At 63.8% G+C, this 15,824-nt stretch carries 16 protein-coding genes and 1 tRNA gene; 13 read left to right on the forward strand and 4 right to left on the reverse strand.

Annotated elements, in window-relative coordinates; all coding sequences use genetic code 11:
- Positions 1-7 precede the first annotated feature (7 nt).
- The 5 genes from EB815_RS00335 to EB815_RS00355 are packed head-to-tail and all read left to right on the forward strand — an operon-like array spanning position 8 to position 6,739.
- On the forward strand, positions 8-1,876 hold the full coding sequence (locus EB815_RS00335; protein WP_056570434.1) for an extracellular solute-binding protein: 1,869 nt from the start codon (positions 8-10) through the stop codon (positions 1,874-1,876).
- A 30-nt stretch (positions 1,877-1,906) separates the two neighbouring features.
- Complete coding sequence (locus EB815_RS00340) at positions 1,907-3,001, forward strand: microcin C ABC transporter permease YejB (RefSeq protein ID WP_056569814.1); 1,095 nt, start codon at positions 1,907-1,909, stop codon at positions 2,999-3,001.
- Positions 3,001-4,146: an ABC transporter permease gene (locus EB815_RS00345; protein WP_044548852.1), complete on the forward strand. Its 1,146-nt coding sequence runs from the start codon at positions 3,001-3,003 to the stop codon at positions 4,144-4,146. Before EB815_RS00340 ends, EB815_RS00345 begins: the two co-directional genes overlap by 1 nt.
- Positions 4,143-5,774, forward strand: a complete 1,632-nt coding sequence (locus EB815_RS00350; protein ID WP_056569812.1) for an ABC transporter ATP-binding protein — start codon at positions 4,143-4,145, stop codon at positions 5,772-5,774. Before EB815_RS00345 ends, EB815_RS00350 begins: the two co-directional genes overlap by 4 nt.
- 23 nt (positions 5,775-5,797) lie before the next feature.
- The gene (locus tag EB815_RS00355; protein ID WP_056569810.1) at positions 5,798-6,739 is read left to right on the forward strand and encodes a 2-hydroxyacid dehydrogenase; all 942 of its coding nucleotides are present in this window, start codon (positions 5,798-5,800) and stop codon (positions 6,737-6,739) included.
- Between the two features lie 110 nt (positions 6,740-6,849).
- Here EB815_RS00355 and EB815_RS00360 read toward each other — a convergent pair whose 3' ends face one another.
- The 3 genes from EB815_RS00360 to EB815_RS00370 all read right to left on the reverse strand — a co-directional run bounded on the left by EB815_RS00360 (position 6,850) and on the right by EB815_RS00370 (position 8,855).
- Positions 6,850-7,377 carry an AAA family ATPase gene (locus tag EB815_RS00360; RefSeq protein ID WP_056570432.1) on the reverse strand — a complete coding sequence of 176 codons (528 nt, stop codon included), beginning with the start codon at positions 7,375-7,377 and terminating at the stop codon, positions 6,850-6,852.
- A gap of 71 nt (positions 7,378-7,448) precedes the next feature.
- Positions 7,449-7,811 carry a hypothetical protein gene (locus tag EB815_RS00365; RefSeq protein ID WP_056569808.1) on the reverse strand — a complete coding sequence of 121 codons (363 nt, stop codon included), beginning with the start codon at positions 7,809-7,811 and terminating at the stop codon, positions 7,449-7,451.
- Between the two features lie 129 nt (positions 7,812-7,940).
- Positions 7,941-8,855 carry a class I SAM-dependent DNA methyltransferase gene (locus EB815_RS00370; protein WP_056570430.1) on the reverse strand — a complete coding sequence of 305 codons (915 nt, stop codon included), beginning with the start codon at positions 8,853-8,855 and terminating at the stop codon, positions 7,941-7,943.
- Positions 8,856-9,009: 154 nt separating this feature from the next.
- On the opposite strand from EB815_RS00370, the gene EB815_RS00375 reads away from it, so the two are divergent.
- Entirely contained in the window at positions 9,010-10,017 is a 1,008-nt protein-coding gene (locus tag EB815_RS00375) for a ligase-associated DNA damage response exonuclease (protein WP_056569806.1), read from the forward strand.
- Positions 10,018-10,021: 4 nt separating this feature from the next.
- On the forward strand, positions 10,022-11,623 hold the full coding sequence (locus tag EB815_RS00380) for a cisplatin damage response ATP-dependent DNA ligase (protein ID WP_056570428.1): 1,602 nt from the start codon (positions 10,022-10,024) through the stop codon (positions 11,621-11,623).
- Between the two features lie 11 nt (positions 11,624-11,634).
- On the opposite strand, the gene EB815_RS00385 is transcribed toward EB815_RS00380, so the two are convergent.
- Positions 11,635-12,777 carry a hypothetical protein gene (locus EB815_RS00385; RefSeq protein WP_056569804.1) on the reverse strand — a complete coding sequence of 381 codons (1,143 nt, stop codon included), beginning with the start codon at positions 12,775-12,777 and terminating at the stop codon, positions 11,635-11,637.
- 290 nt (positions 12,778-13,067) lie between these two features.
- Here EB815_RS00385 and EB815_RS00390 point away from each other — a divergent pair.
- The 6 genes from EB815_RS00390 (at position 13,068) to EB815_RS00415 (ending at position 15,719) form a co-directional block, all read left to right on the forward strand.
- Positions 13,068-13,143 (forward strand) — tRNA-Thr (locus EB815_RS00390).
- A gap of 148 nt (positions 13,144-13,291) precedes the next feature.
- The gene (locus EB815_RS00395) at positions 13,292-13,480 is read left to right on the forward strand and encodes a YodC family protein (protein WP_056569801.1); all 189 of its coding nucleotides are present in this window, start codon (positions 13,292-13,294) and stop codon (positions 13,478-13,480) included.
- A 210-nt stretch (positions 13,481-13,690) separates the two neighbouring features.
- Entirely contained in the window at positions 13,691-14,119 is a 429-nt protein-coding gene (locus EB815_RS00400; RefSeq protein ID WP_056569799.1) for an EF-hand domain-containing protein, read from the forward strand.
- 45 nt (positions 14,120-14,164) lie between these two features.
- Entirely contained in the window at positions 14,165-14,701 is a 537-nt protein-coding gene (locus EB815_RS00405) for an RNA polymerase sigma factor (protein ID WP_081294926.1), read from the forward strand.
- 119 nt (positions 14,702-14,820) lie between these two features.
- Positions 14,821-15,267 carry a hypothetical protein gene (locus EB815_RS00410; RefSeq protein WP_171883266.1) on the forward strand — a complete coding sequence of 149 codons (447 nt, stop codon included), beginning with the start codon at positions 14,821-14,823 and terminating at the stop codon, positions 15,265-15,267.
- Positions 15,264-15,719 carry a periplasmic heavy metal sensor gene (locus EB815_RS00415; RefSeq protein WP_056569794.1) on the forward strand — a complete coding sequence of 152 codons (456 nt, stop codon included), beginning with the start codon at positions 15,264-15,266 and terminating at the stop codon, positions 15,717-15,719. Before EB815_RS00410 ends, EB815_RS00415 begins: the two co-directional genes overlap by 4 nt.
- The last annotated feature ends 105 nt before the right edge of the window (positions 15,720-15,824 follow it).

A 15,824-nucleotide genomic window follows, 5' to 3' on the forward strand; every position in this document is an offset into this window, starting at 1 on the left:
GCGACCGATGACGGCCGTGCCCCGCCGCGATTTCCTGGCTTTGGGTGGCGCCGCCGCTGCCGCCGCCTTACTGCCGGGAAAAGCGTTCGCCGACATTGCGACCGGCACCAAGCTGCATGGCCTGTCCGCCTTTGGCGACCTCAAATATGGACCGGACTTCACCCATTTCGACTATGTGAATGTCGACGCACCTGCCGGTGGAATTTTCAATTTCTCGCCGCCGAACTGGGGCTACAACCAGGACACACAAACCTTCAACACGATGAACTCCTTCGCCGACAAGGGCGATGCGCCGCCGCGCATGGAGATGTGTTTCGACGGGCTGATGGTGCGCGCACTCGACGAGCCCGACGCCGTCTACGGCCAGATCGCCGACGGCGTGACACTGTCGGAAGACCGCAACTCCTTCACCTTCTCGCTTCGCCCCGAGGCGCGCTTCCACGACGGCACGCCGCTGACCGCCCAGGACGCCGCCTTCACCTTCAAGCTTTACAAGGACAAGGGCCATCCCGACTTGTCGTTGTCGCTGACGCACATGGTCGACGCCGTTGCTGTCGACGACCGCACGCTGCGGCTCACCTTCTCCGGCAAGCAATCGGCCCGCACCGTGCTCAACGTCGTGGAGTTCCCCATCCTGTCGAAGGCCTTCTATACGGCCAACCCGTTCGACTCTTCGCAGTTGAACCCGCCGCTCGGCTCCGGTGCCTACAAGGTCGGCCGGTTCTCGGCCGGCGCATGGATCGAATATGATCGGGTCGCGGACTACTGGGGCCGTGATCTGCCGGTCAATCGCGGCCAGAACAATTTCGATCGTATCCGCATCGAATTCTACCAGAACCGCACCGCCGGCTTCGAAGCCTTCAAGAAGGGCGAAATCACCTACCGCGAGGAATTCACCTCGCGCGTCTGGGCGACCGCCTACGATTTCCCGGCGCTGACCGCCGGCAAGGTGGTCAAGCACGAATTCCCGGCCGAGAAGCGGCCGACCATGCAGGGAACGGCGGTCAACCAGCGGCGCGAACAGTTTCGCGACGCTCGCGTGCGCCAGGCGATCGCGCTCTGCTTCGATTTCGAATGGACGCGGCGCAACTTCTTCTACGGCTCCTACGAGCGCTCGCAATCCTGCTTCGAGAAATCGGATTTTCGCGCCGAAGGTGTGCCACCGACACAAGAGCTGGCGCTGCTCGAGCCGCTGCGAAGCCAGGTGCCGGCTGAGGTCTTCGGCCAGGCCGTGGCCCAGCCGGCATCCGACGGTTCCGGCCGCGACCGCAAGCTGCTTGGCCAGGCGGCAAAGCTTCTGGCCGCAGCCGGCTGGAAACGGTCAGGCGATTTCGTCGTCAACGGCAGGGGCGGCCGGCTTTCGGCCGAATTCATGGTCGACGACGACACTTTCGTACAGGTCTATTCGCCCTGGGTCGCCAACATGAAGGCGATCGGCATCGATGCCACGATCCGGCTGGTGGATTCGGCACAATACCAGGCCAGGCAGGCGACCTTCGATTTCGATCTGCTGTCAGCGGCTTTCTCGTTCAGCGCGACACCGACGCGCGACGATCTCGAAGGCTTCTTCCATTCCAGGACGGCCAACCTCTCCGGTTCGCGCAACCTGCCGGGCACCTCAGACCCCGCGATCGATGCGCTGATCGCCACGGTGGGCGCGGCAAAAGACCGTGAAAGCCTGACGGTCGCGATGCGAGCGCTCGACCGGGTCTTGCGCGCGCGGTGCGATTGGATTCCTAGTTGGTTCCTGGCGAATCACCGAAGCGCCTATTGGGACATGTTCGGCTTTCCCGAGCAAAAGCCCGATTTCGGCTTTCCGGTCGAGACGCTGTGGTGGTTCGATAAGGGCAAGGCGGCAAAAATTGGCAAAGGCTGAGATATCGGTCCGCAGAGGGCAGGAAGCCTGATGGGCGCCTATATACTGCGCCGCATCCTTTTGATGATCCCGACCCTGTTCGGCATCATGGCGATCTCCTTCGCGGTCATCCAGTTCGCGCCGGGCGGCCCGGTCGAGCAGGTCATCGCCAAGCTGACCAATCAGGGCGGCAGCGACCGCCTCGGCGGTGGCGGCGGCGATGCGGGCGGCTCCAACTTCGACGCCGCCGGCGATGTCAGCTCGAAATATCGCGGCGCGCAGGGACTCGATCCGGAATTCATCAAGAAGCTGGAGAAGCAGTTCGGCTTCGACAAGCCGCCGCTAGAACGCTTCGGCATGATGCTGTGGAACTATGCCCGGTTCGATTTCGGCAACAGCTACTTCCGCGACATCTCGGTGCTCGACCTGATCCTGGAAAAGATGCCGGTGTCGATCTCGATCGGGCTTTGGATCACGTTGCTGTCCTATCTGATTTCCATACCACTCGGCATCCGCAAGGCGGTGAAGGATGGCTCGCCTTTCGACGTCTGGACCAGCGGCGTCGTCATCGTCGGCTATGCCATTCCCGGCTTCCTGTTCGGCATCATGCTGATGGTGCTGTTTGCCGGCGGCTCGTTCTGGGACTGGTTCCCGTTGCGCGGCATCGTCTCGGACAACTGGGACCAGTTGTCGTGGCCGGCCAAGATCGCCGACTATATCTGGCACATGACCTTGCCGCTGACGGCGCTGGTGCTGTCGGCTTTCGCCACCACCACGCTGCTGACCAAGAACTCGTTCCTGGAGGAGATCCGCAAGCAGTATGTTGTGACGGCACGCGCCAAGGGCCTGTCGGAGCGGCAAGTGCTCTACGGCCACGTCTTCCGCAACGCCATGCTGATCGTCATCGCCGGCTTCCCCGGCGCCTTCATCTCGGCCTTCTTCACCGGTTCGCTGCTGATCGAGAACATCTTCTCGCTCGATGGCCTGGGCCTGCTCGGCTTCCGGTCGGTGGTCGAGCGCGACTATCCCGTGGTGTTCGCCAATCTCTACATCTTCTCGCTTCTCGGCCTGTTCGTCGGATTGTTGTCCGACCTCATGTACACCTGGGTCGATCCGCGCATCGATTTCGAGCGGAGAGACATCTGATGTCGGAGGCAAGCGTGACCGCCGGAGTGGTGCCGGAGCGGATGCCACGGCCATTCCTGTCGCCGCTCAACAAGCGCCGTCTGCAGAATTTCAAGGCCAACCGGCGCGGTTACTGGTCGTTGTGGATTTTCCTCGTCCTGTTCGTGCTGTCGCTGTTTGCCGAATTCATCGCCAACGACAAGCCGATCATCGCTTCCTACAAGGGCGAGATCCTGTTTCCGGTGCTGGTGGCCTACCCCGAGGAAAAGTTCGGCGGCTTCTATGCCGTCACCGATTATCGCGACCCGGTGATCCAGGACGAGATCAACGCCAATGGCTGGATGATCTGGCCGCCGATCCGCTATTCCTACCAGACAGTCAACAACGCCATTCCGGAGGCCGCGCCCGCCAGGCCGTCCTGGCAGTATGACGCCGCGAAGCGCTGCAACCAGTACCCGCAAGGGGCTGCCGACCCGGCCTGCATCGTCGGCAACTGGAACTGGCTCGGCACGGACGACCAGGCGCGCGACGTCCTGGCGCGGGTCATCTACGGCTTCCGCATCTCGGTGCTGTTCGGGCTGATCCTGACCGCCGGATCGGCGCTGATCGGCGTCGGCGCCGGTGCCTTGCAGGGCTATTTCGGCGGCTGGACGGACCTGCTGTTCCAGCGCTTCATCGAAATCTGGTCGGCGATCCCGGTGCTCTATCTCTTGCTGATCGTTGCCGCCATCCTGCCGCCGGGCTTCTTCATCCTGCTCGGCCTGATGCTGTTGTTCTCCTGGGTGGCGCTGGTCGGCGTGGTGCGGGCCGAGTTCCTGCGCGCCCGCAACTTCGAATATGTCAACGCCGCCCGCGCCCTCGGCGTGCCCAACCGCACCATCATGTTCCGGCATTTGTTGCCCAACGCCATGGTGGCGACATTGACGTTCCTGCCCTTCCTGCTCTCAGGCTCGATCTCGACGCTGACCTCGCTCGACTATCTCGGCTTCGGCCTGCCGCCCGGCTCCGCCTCGCTGGGCGAGTTGCTGAAGCAGGCGCAGCGCAACCTCAATGCGCCGTGGCTCGGCATTTCCGGCTTCGTCGTCATCTCGCTGATGCTGTCGCTGCTCGTCTTTGTCGGCGAGGCAACGCGCGACGCCTTCGATCCGCGCAAGACGTTCAAATGAGCGAAGCTCCCCTGCTCAGCGTACAGGACCTCAGCGTCGCCTTCAGCCAGGGCGGCGGCCAGTCTGTCGCCGTCGACCACATCTCCTTCGACATCGCGAAGGGCGAGACAGTGGCGCTGGTCGGGGAATCCGGCTCCGGCAAGTCGGTCTCGGCGCTGTCCGTGCTGAAGCTCCTGCCCTATCCCAGCGCCAGCCATCCCTCTGGAAAGATCCTGTTCCAGGGCGCCGACCTGCTGGCGATGAGCGAGAAGCAGTTGCGCCAGGTGCGCGGCAACAAGATCACCATGATCTTCCAGGAGCCGATGACCTCGCTCAATCCGCTGCACACGATCGAGCAGCAGATCGTCGAGATCCTGAAGCTGCATCAGGGCATGGCCGATCGCCCCGCCAAGGCACGCACGCTGGCTTTGCTCAACGAGGTCGGCATCCGCGACCCGCAGAAGCGCCTCGACGCCTATCCGCACCAGTTGTCCGGCGGCCAGCGCCAGCGCGTGATGATCGCCATGGCGCTGGCCAACGAACCGGAACTGCTGATCGCCGACGAGCCGACGACGGCGCTCGACGTCACCGTGCAGGCGCAGATCCTCGAACTGCTCGCCGGCCTGAAAAGCCGCAAGGGCATGTCGATGCTGTTCATCACCCACGATCTGGGCATCGTGCGCAAGATCGCCGACCGGGTCTGTGTGATGACCAAGGGCAAGATCGTCGAGACCGGTCCGACCAAGGAGATCTTCGCCAACCCGCAGCACCCCTATACGCGCCACCTTCTGGCGGCCGAGCCGAAAGGCAAGCCACCGGCGGCCAACGCCGACGCCAAGCCGGTAATGACCGGCAAGGACATCAAGGTCTGGTTCCCGATCAAGCAAGGCTTCTTCCGCCGCACGGTCGACCATGTGAAGGCGGTCGACGGCATCGATGTCACCGTGCGCGCCGGCCAGACGCTGGGCGTGGTCGGCGAATCCGGTTCGGGCAAGACCACGCTCGGCCTGGCGCTGGCGCGGATGATCTCATCGACCGGGACCATCCAGTTCAACGGGCGCGACATCAACCAGCTCACCTTCAATGCCATGCGGCCGCTCAGGCGCGAATTGCAGATCGTCTTCCAGGATCCGTTCGGTTCGCTCAGCCCGCGCATGTCGATCGCCGAGATCATCGAGGAAGGGCTCAAGATCCACGAGCCGAAGCTGTCGCCCGATGAACGCGACGACAAGGTTGCCGACGTGCTGAAGGAGGTCGGCCTCGATCCGGCGACCCGCAACCGCTATCCGCACGAATTCTCCGGCGGACAGCGACAGCGTGTCGCCATCGCGCGCGCCATGGTGCTCAACCCGCGCTTCGTCATGCTGGACGAGCCGACATCGGCGCTCGACATGAGCGTACAGGCGCAGGTCGTCGACCTCTTGCGCAATCTGCAGGCCAAGCACGACCTCGCCTATCTCTTCATCAGCCACGACCTCAAGGTCATCCGGGCGCTTGCCAACGATGTCATCGTCATGCGCAATGGCCGGATCGTCGAAGCAGGCCCTTCCCAGCAGATTTTTGAAAATCCGCAAACCGACTATACTCGGGCGCTGATTTCGGCGGCCTTCAAGATAGAGACGGCGCCGGTCGGCATCGTCAGTCAGTGATTAGAGGGACTAAACGAACAACGATGGAAAAAGGCCGCATCCTGCTCGCCGTCACCGGCTTTCACCCGCAGCGCTGGCGCGAGCTGTTGTCGGCCGAGCGCGAGGTGGTTCTGGAGCCGGACGGTGCCAAGGATCCATCGATCACCTATGCGGTGGTGTGGAAGCAGAAGCCGAACCTTTTGTCGTCGCTGCCCAATCTGCGCGCCATCTTCTCGATCGGTGCCGGCGTCGACCATATTTTCGCCGATCCGGGCCTGCCCGATGTGCCGATCGTCAAGGTCGTCGCCGACAACCTCACGCAGTACATGACGGAATATGTCGTCTGGCGGGTGCTCGATCACCATCGCCACGGCCTGCTCTACCGGTCGCAGCAGCCAAAGAAGATCTGGCACGAGCCGCAGCAGCGGCCGGCCGGCGACATTTCCGTTGGCATTATGGGGCTCGGCAATCTCGGCCGCGCCGCGGCCTCGGTGCTCCTTTCGCTCGGCTTCGCCGTCAATGGCTGGTCGCGCAACGACCGGCCGATGCAAGGGGTCGCGACCTATTCCGGCGAGGCCGGCCTGATCCCGTTCCTAAAGGCAACCGACATACTCGTCGTGCTCCTGCCGCTGACGCCGGACACGCAGGGCATCATCAATTATGGCGTGCTGAAGGAACTGCGCAAGCGCAACGGCCTTGGCGGCTCGGTGCTGATCAACGCGGGACGCGGCCGCCTGCAAAAGGACGCCGACATCGTGCGGGCGCTGGACGACGGCACGTTGAAGGAGGCGAGCCTCGACGTGTTCGAGGTCGAGCCGCTGCCCAAGACCAGTCCGTTATGGAGCCATCCGAAGGTGTTCGTGACGCCGCACGCCGCGGCGACCTCCGATCCGATGCACCTGGCGCCGATCATGCTGCGCCAGATGGATGCCTTCGAGCGCGGCGAGAAGCTCGACAATCTGGTAGATCGCAAAGCGGGGTATTAGAGCAATTCCAGGAAAAGTGTGAGCGTTTTTCCGTCCGGAATTGCGTCAAAACAAGGAGTTAGAGTGGTTCGCCGTTTCCGTGAAACGGTGAAGTGCTCTAGCCAGGATTCTTATCTGGCCAGATCCCACTGCCTGAAGCATTGCTTGATTGCTCTCACGGAGGATAGCCGCAGCTTTGGCAGGTCGAGCCGATCGAACATCGCCTGGTATCTCCGGCGGTTTTTCGGCGTAGTCACGGCAATATGGTGGATCATGTCCCATTTGACGCTGTCGCGCCCGCCTTGCAGGCCACCGCGCCTGCTCTTCTCAAACCAGCTTCGCCTGAAATAGCGCAGCAGACTTGCCGGCGTGGAGACATCCAGCAGGATCAGTCCCGTCGCTCGGCGTAAGCGTTGCGGCATGCAGATCGAATAATTTCCGTCCATCACCCAGCGCTCGCCGGCGATCGCGGCGTCATGCAAGACAATGAACTCGCTCTCGGGACGCGGTTCCCAGTCGGTGTTGGGCAGATGATGAAGCAGATCGAGGTGGACGGGCTCCAGGCCACGTTTGCGGGCAATCGCGTCGGCCAAGGTCGACTTGCCGCTGTTGGACGGCCCCAAAATGCAGATGCGATCTCCGAGGTCAGACAGTTTCATCCGATAGTACCCCTGCGCCAGCGCAACATGCTGCCGGCGATAAATCTCGCCCAAATGCCTGTCTCGTATCGTCAGCCCGGCAGAGCGAACTTCTTCTTCTGATTGTCCGGCTTGCCGCAGTCGCGGCGGTCGATGGACCGGTTCATGGCGTCGATCTCGCCAGTCGCCTTGTCGCTGTCGCGCTGGGCCTTGGAGCGCATGTCGGGCGTGAACGGACCGAAACCCATCGCGGGATTGGAGAAGGTCGGCTTCACGGTCGTCGCAAGATTGTATTGCTGTGCCAACCCATTGCGCTGCGCCAGCAACTGATCGCACGGCACGGTGTCGTATTGCAGGGAGGATTCTATGTTGGCGTCCTGCCGCTCGGACATCGAATTGCCGACGCAGCCGGCCATTGCCAGGCAAGAGGCCAAGACCGTCATGTTCCTGCGCATCCGATATGCTCCTCCTGATATCCCGCCCCTGACGCGACCAGATCGCAAATATCAGTCGCGCACGCAAATCGGACTTTTTCGCAGCAGCGCGGAGCGGTGTCGGGATTCACCGCAATGATCATGCACACTTCAAGTGGCGTGAGCCTTCAGGGCCAAGACGGCCAAGCCTTTGACGGGCTCGCGGCGATCCTGACGGATGGTCGTTGGCTCCAGCGCCAGGATCGAAAGCCCGTTGGCCTCGAGTGTCTGCCTGACATAGCTGTCGGAATGAGCGTAGCGCCGCGAGGGCCGCAGCGCGAAGTCGCCGCTTGCAAGGCTCTCGACAGAGAAAGCGAACAGGCCGCCGCCGGCGAGCACACCAGCGACCCTCCCGATCAGGCCTTCGAGCGCGCCGACATAGATCAGGACGTCGGCCGATGTCACCAGATCGGGGTTTTCGCCCGAGTGGGAGAAGCAATGCAGATCAGCCTTTGTCAGCGTGTCGTAGATGCCTTTCGTCCGCGCCTTCTTGAGCATCCTGGCCGAGATGTCGATCCCCTCCAGCCGGTCAACGATCGGCCTCAGCCTCTCGCCCATCAGCCCGGTGCCGCAGCCCAAGTCGAGCGCCAGACGAAAGCGTCCCGACCTTGCCTTGCGAATCATCTGCTCGAGGACTTCGGGCAACCGATAGTCGAGCTTGCCGACCAGCATCTCTTCGAATGTCTCGGCGTAATGGTCGAACAGCGTTTCGACAAAGGCGCTGGGCGGCGCGCTGGAAACCGGGCCTTTGCCGATCAGCTGCAATTTGAGGGCCGCGCCTTGGCGATCGGCTGGATCCAGGTTCAGCGCCATCACCCAGGCCTGCGCCGCCAGGTCGAGCCTGCCTGATGCCTCCTGCATCTCGCCAAGGCGAAACCAGCCCATTGCCCATTGCGGCGCCAATTCCAATGCGCCGAGCAGGAGCTCGGCCGCCGCCACGTGATCGCCGGAGGCAAAGAGCATCTCGGCATAGTCGGCACGGCGATCAGCGTTCAAATCGCCCGATAAGGTCTGCAACGGCTTCATGATAGCGGGTTCCGCCGGCGGAGGCGGCCGGGCCGCCATCTCTGTAATGCAAAGGATGCGGAAGCTGAACCAAATTGAGCGTTCTTTGCCAGGAGAGTCAGCAGTCTCCGATGACAGGCTTCCCGCGGCGGAATTATATCCTATCTTGCAGACCATGCGCGCCAGCGACCTGCTTCATCCCCGGCCAGAAGGCCTTTACTGCCCGCCGGGCGATTTCTTCATCGATCCGGTGCGGCCGGTGGACCGCGCGCTGATCACCCACGGTCATTCCGACCATGCGCGTTCCGGCCACCGCTCGGTGCTGGCAACGCAGCAGACGCTCGACATCATGGGGCTGCGCTATGGCGAGGGCTTCGCCGGCACGATGCAACCGGCACGGCTGGGCGAGACGATCGTCCTCAACGGCGTCAGCGTCAGCTTCCATCCGGCCGGCCATGTGCTGGGCTCGGCGCAGATATCGGTCGAACATCCGGGCATGCGTATCGTCGCCTCCGGCGACTACAAACGGCGAAAGGATGCGACCTGCGTGCCGTTCGAGCCAATCCGCTGCGACGTGTTCATCACCGAGGCGACCTTCGGCCTGCCGGTGTTTCGTCACCCGCCCGACACGGAAGAGATCGCCCGCCTGCTGAAATCGGCGGCGCAGTTTCCCGAACGCTCGCATCTGGTCGGCGCCTATGCGCTGGGCAAAGCGCAGCGGGTGATGCGGCTGTTGCGCGACGCCGGATACGACAGGCCGCTCTACATCCATGGCGCGCTGGCCAAGCTCAGCGAGTACTATCAAAGCCAAGGCATCGACCTGGGGATACTCGAGCCGGCGACGGTGGAAGGCGGCAAAGGGGATTTCGCCGGCGCCATCGTGGTTGGCCCGCCATCGGCCTTCGCCGACCGCTGGGCGCGGCGTTTCCCCGATCCGATCTCCTGCTTCGCGTCCGGCTGGATGCGCATCCGCCAGCGCGCCAAGCAGGGCGGTGTCGAACTGCCGCTGATCATCTCGGACCATGCCGACTGGGACGAGCTCACCGCCACCATCAAGGAGACCGGCGCCGAGGAAATCTGGGTCACGCATGGCCGTGAGGAAGCACTGGTGCGCTGGTGCGAACTCGAAGGCATTGCCGCCCGACCATTGCATCTTGTGGGCTATGAGGACGAAGGCGATTGATGGCATGAACCGCTTCGCCGAACTCCTCGACCGCCTGGTGCTGACTCCATCGCGCAACGGCAAGCTGACGCTGCTGGTCGACTACTTCCGCAGTGTCGAGGACCCGGATCGCGGCCTGGCGCTGGCCGCCATCACAGGCGATCTCAACATCGCCGCGGTCAAGCCGGCGATGCTGCGCACCCTTGTCACCGAACGCATGGACCCGGTGCTGTTCGGCTATTCCTACGACTATGTCGGCGATCTGGCCGAGACGGTGTCGCTGGTCTGGCCGCAAACGCCGGGACATATCCCGAACCGTGAACCGACGCTCGGCGAGGTCGTGGCCAGGTTGCAGGCGGCAAGCCGCTCCGACGGACCGAAGGTGTTGGCTGGGCTGCTCGACAGCGCCGGTATTTCGGCGCGCTTCGCCATCATCAAGCTGGTCACCGGCGGCCTGCGCATCGGAGTGTCGGCGCGGCTCGCAAAGCAGGCACTGGCGGATTTCGGCGAGGTCGACGTCGCCGAGATCGAGGAACTCTGGCACGGGCTGTCGCCGCCCTATACGGCGCTGTTCGCGTGGCTGGAAGGCAAGGCTGAAAAACCCCGCAACACGGCGATGGCGCTGTTCAGGCCGGTGATGCTGTCGAACCCGGTCGGCGACGGCGATCTGGAAAAACTCGATCCGGCGGACTATGCGGCCGAATGGAAATGGGACGGCATCCGCGTCCAGGCAGTGGCGGAAGGCGGCATTCGCCGGCTCTATTCGCGCACCGGCGACGATGTCTCCGGCGCCTTTCCCGACCTTGCCGACGCAATGGATTTTTCCGCGACGCTGGATGGCGAGTTGCTGGTTGGCGATCCCCGACAGGCGACGGGGACGTTCTCGGATTTGCAGCAAAGGCTGAACCGCAAGACTGTGACGCCGAAGATGCAGCAGCAATATCCGGCCTTCATGCGCTGCTACGATCTGCTGCAGATCGGCGCCGAGGATTTGCGCGGGCTATCCTTCCGCGTCCGGCGCGAGCGCCTCGAAGCCTTCGTCAAGACGCTCGACCCCAGCCGTTTCGACCTGTCGCCCTTCGTCGACTTCGCGGATTGGCAGGCGCTGGAGGAGATGCGCCGCGCGCCGCCGCACCCGATCATCGAAGGCGTAATGCTGAAACGCTGGGATTCGCCCTATGTCGCCGGGCGGCCCAAAGGCCCGTGGTTCAAATGGAAGCGCGATCCGCACACAGTGGATGCCGTGCTGATGTATGCCCAGCGCGGCCATGGCAAGCGCTCGAGCTTCTACTCCGACTACACGTTCGGCGTCTGGTCCGGACCCGAGGGCGAGGAGGAACTGGTGCCGGTCGGCAAGGCCTATTTCGGCTTCACTGACGAGGAGCTGAAGCAGATCGACAAATATGTCAGGGACAATACGATCGAGCGCTTCGGCCCGGTGCGCTCGGTGCGGGCGGACCGCGACAATGGCCTGGTGCTGGAAGTCGCCTTCGAGGGACTCAACCGTTCGACCCGGCATAAATCCGGCGTCGCCATGCGCTTCCCCCGCATTTCACGGCTGCGCTGGGACAAGCCGGCCAACGAGGCCGACCGCATCGAGACGCTGCAGGCGCTGCTCGATCGCTGAGTTCCAGCCGCCTAAGGCTCGATCGAGACGCGGATCTCGTAGATGTTGACCGCCTTGCCTTGCTTGTCGAAGTCGGAATTGACGGCGATGGTTCCGGCCGAGCCTGGACGCTTGTTGGGGAACTGCACGTCGAACAGATATTCGTTGCGCTGCTGGCCGACCGCGTAGCGCTTGCGGCCACAGTCGCCGAGTTCGCCGAAATTGCAGTCGACGGAGATTTGCGTGTCCTTGCCGTCCTCGGCGCGGGCGATGATATCGAACACGGCATGCTTGCCGGCGAGCTTTTCCAGCACGCCTTGCCCGACATCAAAGGCGATCGCCGACCCGGAGGCGCCGGACCGGATGCGCAGGAACGGACCGGTGTCGTCCTTCATCACCTCGGCCTTGGCGTCCGAAGGGGCGGCGACATGCGTCGGATCGGCCGGCGAGAACACATTGATCCAGTCGCGCGACTGGTCCACGGCACCGGGCTTTGCCGGCGCGTTGGCGCCGTCGGCCGGCGTGAAATCGTCGTCCTCCACGGTCGGCGGCGCCTCCGGCGGTGCCGTATCGAGTTGCGCCGCGGTCTTGAACACGCCGGTCTGCATGGCGAAAAACAGGCCGATGCCGATCGCCGCAAGCAGGGTCACGGTGAAGAAGATGGCGGTCAGCGGCAGGCGACGTCCGCGAATGCGGCGCTCGTCGCGATCGGGCGCCACTTCGGCCGCGGCTCCCGAAGCGGCAGGAGAGGACATGTCGATGGCAGGCGCGCCGGGCAGCGTAGCGTCCGGCATGATGTCGGGAACGACCGGCAGCACGCGTGAGCGCGGCGCGTCGGATGCGGGCGGCGCGGGGCCGTCGACGGCGACCGCGGGCGGCGCCGTGTCGCCGATCTCGATCGCGGGCGCGGCGGCGGCCGCGGGCCCGGCCGCCGGGGCATCGACCTGCGGACCAACATCCGGCACCGCCGGCAGGAACTCGGATTCGATTTCAGCGATCTTCGCCTGGATCGCCTTGCGGCGCTTGATGGCGACTTCCACGGTCACGCCGGGATTGGCCTGGAGCGCACGATCTAGCGCGGCAAAGGCCGACCGGTAGACCCTCTCGCGAAACGCCCGGTCCTCGGCATTGCCCTTTTCCAAGGCGTTCCGGATCGCTTTTTCGATGGCGTCCAAGCGAGATCCCTCTGCAAATTGCACCAATCTTCCCTGATGGTTAGCCGTAGGCGACCAATCAATCAACGGGCGTGCGCGTGCATTCTGCCTCGACGGGCCGTCGAAAGTCCATCTTGGCGATGTTCCGGCAAATAAAATCGGACTATCCTGGCGATTCTTCGGAGGCAGCGACACTCCAACCCTGGTTTTGACCGTGTTGGGCGCTCGTGCATGATTTGCCAAGTCGCATCTTGAATTCGCGGCCGGTTGAGTCTATCACCCAGCCCATCTTGGAGGCCTTGGCCTCCCGGGCCGCTTTAGCTCAGTTGGTAGAGCACATCATTCGTAATGATGGGGTCGCGTGTTCGAGTCACGCAAGCGGCACCAGTTCCCCCCCGGTTGTCGTCCCATATGCCGCAAATGGCACATGCACCACTGTCTGCGATATGGATCGCGACGCCAGCGATCCATATCCGCCATTGTCGCGACTCAGCTTTGGTGGGAAACTCGCGGGCCTCAGCATGGGAGGTCCAAAATGCCTAACACTTTCAAGACCGGAGACGTCGTCAAGCTGAAGTCGGGAGGGCCGAGGATGACGGTCAGCGATGGGGCCGCTTCCGGCATGTATCTCTGCCACTGGTTCAACAAGGAAGGTGACGTTTGGACACCGCAGCATGCGGGTTTCAAACCCGACCAGTTGGTCGCCGCCGATCAACCGGCGTAGTCCCTGCCCCGCCAGGAGTGGTGGCCGGCCCGGCGTGAATTCAGGCGGCGCGGAATTGCGTCACGGCGGTCGCTCTGTGGAGTGATGCCGATTCGGCATCGCAATCGAAGGTACAGGCGACCGACGGATTTTCCCGGTCTCGGCGTTTAACGGTTGAAGCGTGACCACGGCATGGGCCGTGGCCGACGCGCCAACCGGAGACGCCGAAGCATGATACGCCGTTCGATCCTTGCCGCTGCCTTGAGCCTGCTGACCGTCGCGGCTCTCGCCCAGACAGCGACACAGCCCCCAGCCGCCACGCCGCCAGCCGCTGCCCCCGCGGCGTCAAATGCCAAGTCCGAACTCACGCTGGCCAAGTTCCAGAAGCGGCGGGAGAAGGCGGTCATGGCCGCCGACACCGACGGTGACGGCAAGATCAGCCTCTTGGAATGGGAAGCCTTTCAAGCCAAGCGCAACGTCAAGGGAGACGCCGCCAAATCCTTCGAGCGTATCGATTCCAATCATGACGGCTTCGTCGATCGCGCCGAGCTCGATGCGTTCTTCGCCAAGCGTTTTGCCAGGCTGGACAAGAATGGCGACGGCGTTCTGACGGCCGATGAAATGCCAGGCCACAAATCCGCTCCCAAGCCGGAGCAATGACCAAGAGGCCATGACGGGTGATGGATATCGGGAGTGCGCGAGCCGATGAGCGCCGATCCGGACGAGGAGCTGGTTCGTCGGGTCGGTGCTGGCGATCCCGCGGCGGTGCAGACGCTCGTCGCACGCAAATTGCCGCGCATCCTTTCACTTGCTGTGCGCATGCTGGGCGACGCGGCGGAGGCCGAGGACGTCGCGCAGGAAACCTTCGTGCGCATCTGGCGTCATGCCTCCAGCTGGCGGCGCGGCAATGCACGCTTCGACAGCTGGATCCACCGGGTGACGCTCAACCTTTGCTACGACCGGTTGCGCCGGCGCCGCGAGCTGGTGACCGACAATTTGCCGGAAATGGCCGACCCTGCCCCGCTTCCCGACGCCCGCGAAGAGCCACATCGGGTAGAGCAAGCCTTGCAGGCCATCGCGCCGCGCCAGCGCGAGGCCATCATCCTGGTCTACTATCAGGAGATGTCCAACATAGAGGCGGCCGCGACGTTGGAGATCAGCGTCGACGCCCTGGAGAGCCTGCTCTCACGCGGCCGTCGGTCCTTGCAGATGATTCTGGCCAGGGACGGCGTCCATGACTGAGAAAGGTGCGATCATGGACGCCGGACATTCATCGCGCCTTGCGGGCGCCCGGTGGGGACCGGTCGGCCTCGTTTCCAACCCGCGTGGGCACGCGGCACCAAGGGGCAAGGGGAAAACACATGGCTGAAGACATCGAGGACGGCCCGGCAATGGATGCCAAGCGCTTCGCGGCGCTCGCGGAAGCCTATGGCGGCGATCTGCGGCGCTGGCCGAAAGCGGAGCATGAGGCAGCCACCATCTTTGCTTCAACCGAGGCGGGCCAGGCCATTTCGCGGCATGCCGGCACGCTTGACGCCCGGCTTGACAGCTATAACGTCCCGCACCCCGGCAAGACACTGCACGACACCATCCTGCGGACCGCCGGCCGGCACATCGTCCGGCGCCGGCGTCAGCGGTTCTGGTGGCTCGGGCTGGGGTTGGCCGGCATTGGGGTCGCCGGCGCCATCGCCGGACTGGCCCTGGTGACCGTCGTTACGCCCGAGGTTCAGCCCGACCACTATGTGCTCGACGCCAACGCGACGGCTTTCGGCGATGCCGGGCCCGACACGATCGAGGAAGACCTATGAGCACCGGGCGTAACCTCCTCATTGCGTCGGTGGTGGTGAATGTCTTCCTGGCCGGTGCGCTTGCCGGCGGAGCCGTCTGGATAAGAAGCGGCAAGCCGGCCCAGGGCTATTCGCTGGAAGCGGCCGGGGGCCGGCTGCCCGACCAGCAGCGCACGCTGTTTCGCAAGGCGCTGCGCGAGGTCCGCCAAGAGTCGCGCGAAATCATTCGCGATGGCCAGCAGGCGAGGCGCGAGGCGGCCGACCTGCTGCGGCAGCCTGTCCTCGACACGGCGGCCCTGTCGGCCGCCCTGGAGCGGGCCCGCAATGCCGACGTCACCGTGCGCACGCGGCTGGAGCAGCGCATCGTCGAGTTCGCGGCAGCAGCGTCCACCGAGGATCGCAACATGCTGGCGGAGGGCCTCGCGAGACGCGGCGGGACGCAGCCATCCGCCACGCCCAAAAAATCGCCCTGACGACCGACGGAAAATGTCGATGGCGCCCGTTTAACGAGATGAAGGGCAGGATCTGCCGGGCAACCTGGCGCCGACAGGTTTCAACCTCGGACAACTTCGGAGTTT

Source organism: Mesorhizobium loti, assembly GCF_013170705.1.
Taxonomy (GTDB): Bacteria; Pseudomonadota; Alphaproteobacteria; order Rhizobiales; family Rhizobiaceae; genus Mesorhizobium; species Mesorhizobium loti_D.

Coding starts and splice junctions, on each gene's coding strand:
- EB815_RS00335 (WP_056570434.1), top strand. CDS start 8: ATGACGGCCGTGCCCCGCCGCGATTTCCTGGCTTTGGGTGGCGCCGCC.
- EB815_RS00340 (WP_056569814.1), top strand. CDS start 1,907: ATGGGCGCCTATATACTGCGCCGCATCCTTTTGATGATCCCGACCCTG.
- EB815_RS00345 (WP_044548852.1), top strand. CDS start 3,001: ATGTCGGAGGCAAGCGTGACCGCCGGAGTGGTGCCGGAGCGGATGCCA.
- EB815_RS00350 (WP_056569812.1), top strand. CDS start 4,143: ATGAGCGAAGCTCCCCTGCTCAGCGTACAGGACCTCAGCGTCGCCTTC.
- EB815_RS00355 (WP_056569810.1), top strand. CDS start 5,798: ATGGAAAAAGGCCGCATCCTGCTCGCCGTCACCGGCTTTCACCCGCAG.
- EB815_RS00360 (WP_056570432.1), bottom strand. CDS start 7,377: ATGAAACTGTCTGACCTCGGAGATCGCATCTGCATTTTGGGGCCGTCC.
- EB815_RS00365 (WP_056569808.1), bottom strand. CDS start 7,811: ATGCGCAGGAACATGACGGTCTTGGCCTCTTGCCTGGCAATGGCCGGC.
- EB815_RS00370 (WP_056570430.1), bottom strand. CDS start 8,855: ATGAAGCCGTTGCAGACCTTATCGGGCGATTTGAACGCTGATCGCCGT.
- EB815_RS00375 (WP_056569806.1), top strand. CDS start 9,010: ATGCGCGCCAGCGACCTGCTTCATCCCCGGCCAGAAGGCCTTTACTGC.
- EB815_RS00380 (WP_056570428.1), top strand. CDS start 10,022: ATGAACCGCTTCGCCGAACTCCTCGACCGCCTGGTGCTGACTCCATCG.
- EB815_RS00395 (WP_056569801.1), top strand. CDS start 13,292: ATGCCTAACACTTTCAAGACCGGAGACGTCGTCAAGCTGAAGTCGGGA.
- EB815_RS00400 (WP_056569799.1), top strand. CDS start 13,691: ATGATACGCCGTTCGATCCTTGCCGCTGCCTTGAGCCTGCTGACCGTC.
- EB815_RS00405 (WP_081294926.1), top strand. CDS start 14,165: ATGAGCGCCGATCCGGACGAGGAGCTGGTTCGTCGGGTCGGTGCTGGC.
- EB815_RS00410 (WP_171883266.1), top strand. CDS start 14,821: ATGGCTGAAGACATCGAGGACGGCCCGGCAATGGATGCCAAGCGCTTC.
- EB815_RS00415 (WP_056569794.1), top strand. CDS start 15,264: ATGAGCACCGGGCGTAACCTCCTCATTGCGTCGGTGGTGGTGAATGTC.